We start from the raw sequence: 5,273 nt of genomic DNA on the forward strand, positions 1-5,273 counted from the left end.
GCTTTTGGGGATGTAAAAATATGCTATTTATTCCCACTGCAGACACTCGCTTTCCAAAGGAGTCCCACCCCTTCCTTTCCATTCAACTTTGTTTTAACTTTTAAGAAAGAACTCCTTTTGCCTACAGTCTTTTTAAAAATAAAAATATAGAAGAATTAAAATTTGAGGTGATAAGGGTGCTTTTAAACATTATTCTATTCAGCGATATCAACTTGAAATGATTACTATAGATCAACTGGTGCCATCGAACCATTTATTCGTAAACTGGAGACGGCCATTGTTTTCTATTTCATGTATGACTTGGTGGAAGACATGTTTCATGGGTAGGACACGCAGGTAGGATCCATTTATTATTCTCTATTACTGCTACAAACCAAAAAAACCAAAAAAGTTTCGGAATGAGAGCATTCCGAAACCTTTTTGTCTACAAACTGTTGTCATTACTATTAATGGCACCACCTAGTTTTACATATCTTCCTCGATTGTTTGAACAAGGCTAAAAAGAAAATGATAGATTAAATTAAAAGCTTCTTCCAATGACAGGTTTTCTTTAAACCCTTTTAAGTTATCCAAGGCAAAATTCACGTCCCATAGCCCGTCGCCCTGATTAAACATTAAACTGAACGATCCAATTCCTCCTTGAAGTTCCTTTGTTAAATACGCTTTTAATACTTCACCCATTTTTTTCTGGAATTTCAATCCGAACATCGCGTTATATGTACCGAAAACTTCATCGTTTTCTAACGAAAGTGCCTCAACACCGATTAATTCAAACCATTGTGATTCAAAGTAAAGGAATTCATCTTTGTTTTTTTTCAAATACTCGATAGGTTGTGATAAAAATGCAGAGTTCTCTTCAGAGATTAATTCTTCGCTCTCTTTATTACTGCGCTCCATATAAGCATCTGTAAAACGAGATGCATTTTCTTTTTCCACTATAATGATATCATCGGCAATTAATTTATGCTTTTCTACATAATCCTTTTCTTCTTTAAACAACTCAACCTTTTTTTCGGTTACGGATTTTGATATGTATGATTCCATTTGTTTTTTTAACATGATTTGTCCTCCTAGTATCTTTTCAAGCTCTTGCAATTTCAATCATAGCATATTCCATATAGAGAAAATAACTTTGTGAAAGAAATTACAATATCGATTGTAGCAATCAATTCGTGTCTTCGATATAGTAGTGGTAAGAGTTTATACATATGAGAGAAATGAGATGTTGAATATGCAAAAAATCATTGTAGTTGGTGCAGGAATTTTGGGAGCCTCAACTGCCTATCAGTTGGCTAAAAATGGGGCTGAAGTGATCATTATTGATCGTCAAGATGTGGGTCAGGCAACATCTGCAGCTGCAGGAATCGTTTGCCCGTGGATATCGCAAAGGCGCAACCAAGCTTGGTATCTCCTTGCCAAAAATGGGGCGGCTTTTTATCCCGGTTTAATTGAAGACCTTGAACGGGACGGGGAAACAGAGACTGGTTATGCCCAAGTCGGGGCCATAAGTCTACATACAGATGAAGCTAAATTGAATGCCATGAAGAACCGGGCGGCAAAAAGGAAAGGAGATGCACCGGAAATTGGGGCAATCACTTTACTTACCGCAGAGGAGACACGTGCCTTATTCCCGCCTCTTTCCAGTGAATATGCAGCCGTTCACGTGAGTGGTGCCGCGCGGGTCGATGGACGCGCACTTCGTGATTCCTTATTGCGGGCATCACAAAAAAACGGCGCAAAACTTTTGTATGGTGAGGCTATACTTTCATATAACGGTTCACAAGTGACAGGTGTAACATTTGGAGATGAATTCATACCTGCTGATAAAGTGATCGTTTGTGCTGGCGCTTGGGCACCGGAATTACTGAAGCCACTGGGCGTTAATTTTCAAGTCACCTTCCAAAAGGCACAAATCATTCATCTGGAAACGCCAAATGAAAATACGAATAACTGGCCAGTAGTCATGCCTCCGAGTGATCAATATCTATTGGCTTTCGATAATAATAAAATTGTTGCGGGGGCGACACATGAAAATACGGAAGTATTCGATAACCGAATGACAGCAGGAGGGCTGCAGGAGGTTTTCAACAAAGCCTTGCAAACCGCCCCCGGTTTGACGGATAGTACGTTTGTTGAAGCAAGGGTCGGTTTTCGCCCATTCACGCCGGGATTCCTTCCGGTCATGGGCCCTTTACCGGACTGGGAAGGCATAATCGTAGCCAATGGTCTTGGGGCATCGGGTTTAACAATGGGCCCATATTTAGGCTCCCTATTGGCAAACCTCGCACTTGATAGAAAAATCGAAATCGATATAGAAAATTATGATGTAAGAGGTGCCCTTTTTACATAACTCCCCATTCATTACCTATTGGCTTTATGATGAATATCGACTGATCTGAAAAATACCCAGATCAGTTTTTTTAAAATGGTCCTTTCATAAAAAAATCAAGGACCTTTATTGGGTCCTTGATTTATAAATTCTTTAATTTTCGAGCAGGGCATTCTTGTGGAAATTTGACAAATTCATCAATTCAAAACTACCTCAAATATCTATGTGCCATTGAACAATATTTGCTTGCGCAGCAAACATCGTTTATACGATATGTTTTTTCTCTAAAGGAAATTGTTAAGCCACATATAAGCATCATCAACATTACATACAGTTTTTCTCTCATACATGACTGTTGATGATTCAGTTACTTTAATAGTATAAAATGTGTGTCCATTAATTTTTCATCTATTTATTAACATCAGGTCCACATACTTCTTCATAAATAACCTTTAACTCTTCAATAGTAAGTGATTTTAAAAATTCCTCTAGTTCATCCATGTTAATGCCTCCTATAATAAAGAACATTTGTTCTTATTATAATCTCCAAAATATCACTAGTAAATAGTTAATTGTACTTTTAACACTTTAGATGAACGGAATAACACCAAATATTCCCTATCTTTAAAAACCTATATAAAGCTTCATTGAGCAAAATAGTGCTGTAACATCATTTTCATTTGCTCTTTATTTGCTGCGAATTGCTTATGTCGATGTCCATTTCCTCCAGATGGATGAGGAAATCCTAGAAGCATGTTGTTCGCATCCAAATAATCTTGACCCGCTAAATAGTTTAAGACCTTGGAAACGTTTACGCCTAAAGGAATAATAAGCGGGCGTTCAATGGTACCTATTTCGGTAGCAAAGCCTTCCATTATATTTTTTTTAAGCAACTCGGTCTTTAAAATGTTCGGAGTCGTTCCACTGTAGTTTTTCCCGTTATAAAAGACTGGATAGGTTAAAACAGAGGCAGTATGAACGAGGTGACTAGCTTCGTTAAAAAGATCCTGTGTGGACGATATGTTTAAGTATGTGTGTAATCCAAGCTCATCTAACATGTGAACCAAATTTTTTCTCATGGTTCCTTCAAAACTGGAATTCCTTTTTACTTCGTGCAGGATCTCTTCATCGCTATGTAAGTGCCCTCTTGCATTAATTACGGTAGAATATGATTTTTTCATTTGATGTAAACCAGGAGTGATTCCGACAATCACCACTTTGGCCCGTTCATTTATATATTCGAATGGTGCGTAATAGATTTCGAGTTTTTTCGTTTCATCTCTTTCAAGCAAAAATTGTTCGCTCTGTATCATTTTATCTGAATAGTCAGCAGGTAAAGCATTAATTAAATCCTTAAATTGCGTAAAATTAGAAAAATTAGCGATTCCCATAAAAACCATCCCCTCTTTCTTCGAATTATTTTGGCCATATCAGTATATCAGAAAAGAAGGTTCATCAACGAGCACAAGGTGCGTTCTGCGTTATGAAGACATTTGGATAAGCTATTTTCTTTTGCGAATTAATTAGCCACTTGTTGTTGTTTTTACTCTTCAAATTGATGAGAAAAGCTTGATAAACATGTATTGGAATGTGCCGTGGATTGTGAAGCGTTAAAGAGAATATAGAACGCTATTTTAGAGGGCGAAAATGAAATGTTTAAAGAGTTTAATGAGAATTATAAATTGAATTGGACCGGAAAAGATTTTGCGGATAAAAAAATCATGCATACTGATATTGGTTCAGGAACCACTGAATACATCTTTACAAATGGAGTAAACCCAGTTTCGGATCGTTGTTCAGGTGAACGTCAAGGAATGGGACATGCTATAGCTGCAGCAATTGAATTATTGAAAGATGAACGCAAAGGATTAAGTATTAATCGTCAGCAGTTTAGTAAGTATATCGAGCAACCAAATGAATATCCAAAGGATAGTGAGCTAGCGAAAACATTTTTAGCAGAAACTAGTTTAGAACAGTCTGATTCGATTTTAGATAGCATTATTACTAAAAATGCGAGAGATATGTCAAATGAAACAGAAATTTTTACTGTATATGGTGGAGGTAGTATAGAGTTCAAGGATGAAATGTATGCTGAATTAAATAACTATACTGAATCACAAAATGCTAAACTCTTATGGATTCCACAAAAGTATGCAGTCACAATGAATGTTGATGGATTAAACAATTTAAACAGAAACTTATTTTATTCAAAAGAATTAGAAATGATAGGATAAAAAAGGAATGATGATTATATGAAAGATGAAGAAAAAAAGAAAGCGATAAATTGTCGCTTCCAACTAACTGAATCAGACGAGTTTTTTCAATGGCTAAATAATCAATCCAATATGACCATAGCAATAAGAAATTTGATTTACCATGCAATTGATCTTTACGGCACAAGTGATTTTTTAGCACCGGAAATACAAAAGGAAGTTATGAGAAATACATTTATTTTTGAAGCTGCCCAAAACGGCACAGGAGCACCTGTGAATCCATTTACACACAATGATGTAGTAAGTAGCCCTCTACATGTGAAAGTTGAAAATGAGACTTCTAAGAAGCCTGTACAAATGGAAAATGAAACGCTAAAGAAAGAAATGCAGTTAGATGAAAAAACAAAGGGGAATGTTATTTACGAAAATATAGATATAGACAATCTTTAAGTGGTCTTTAACAATAGAAGAAAAAATGGTAAGGCAAAAGATAAAAAAGAAACAATATACAAGAATATGTAGAGCAATAATAAAGTTGTATAATTTCGCTTTAATAAACAAGAACCTTATTACATTTGATATGTAATAAGGTTTTTAAAAGTTGTTTAAAACCCAATTAATCTAAAAGAATTTTGTTGCTTAAAAGGATATTAAAGTTGTTTATAATACAAAAATATAAAAGTCTCGCTACATTTTATAGGTAGTAAGGCTCGAGTTGTTTATTTCTATTC

General features: G+C 35.7%; 5 protein-coding genes. 3 read left to right on the top strand and 2 right to left on the bottom strand.

From position 1 onward, the window contains the following. Positions 1–465: 465 nt before the first annotated feature. Positions 466–1,059, bottom strand: coding sequence for a branched-chain amino acid aminotransferase (locus ACFVSH_RS18110; protein ID WP_387707166.1), 594 nt, complete (start codon positions 1,057–1,059; stop codon positions 466–468). Positions 1,060–1,231: 172 nt separating this feature from the next. On the opposite strand from ACFVSH_RS18110, the gene ACFVSH_RS18115 reads away from it, so the two are divergent. Further along, positions 1,232–2,350, top strand: a complete 1,119-nt coding sequence (locus ACFVSH_RS18115) for an NAD(P)/FAD-dependent oxidoreductase (RefSeq protein WP_387598715.1) — start codon at positions 1,232–1,234, stop codon at positions 2,348–2,350. Positions 2,351–2,973: 623 nt separating this feature from the next. On the opposite strand, the gene ACFVSH_RS18120 is transcribed toward ACFVSH_RS18115, so the two are convergent. Next, the gene (locus ACFVSH_RS18120) at positions 2,974–3,729 is read right to left on the bottom strand and encodes a uracil-DNA glycosylase family protein (protein WP_387598718.1); all 756 of its coding nucleotides are present in this window, start codon (positions 3,727–3,729) and stop codon (positions 2,974–2,976) included. Positions 3,730–3,981: 252 nt separating this feature from the next. Here ACFVSH_RS18120 and ACFVSH_RS18125 point away from each other — a divergent pair, with 252 nt between their 5' ends. Next, positions 3,982–4,563, top strand: coding sequence for a hypothetical protein (locus tag ACFVSH_RS18125; RefSeq protein ID WP_387707168.1), 582 nt, complete (start codon positions 3,982–3,984; stop codon positions 4,561–4,563). A gap of 18 nt (positions 4,564–4,581) precedes the next feature. Then, the gene (locus ACFVSH_RS18130) at positions 4,582–4,992 is read left to right on the top strand and encodes a hypothetical protein (protein ID WP_387707170.1); all 411 of its coding nucleotides are present in this window, start codon (positions 4,582–4,584) and stop codon (positions 4,990–4,992) included. Positions 4,993–5,273: the final 281 nt, after the last annotated feature.

This window comes from Peribacillus sp. NPDC058002 (assembly GCF_042886655.1).
GTDB lineage: Bacteria > Bacillota > Bacilli > Bacillales > DSM-1321 > Peribacillus > Peribacillus aracenensis.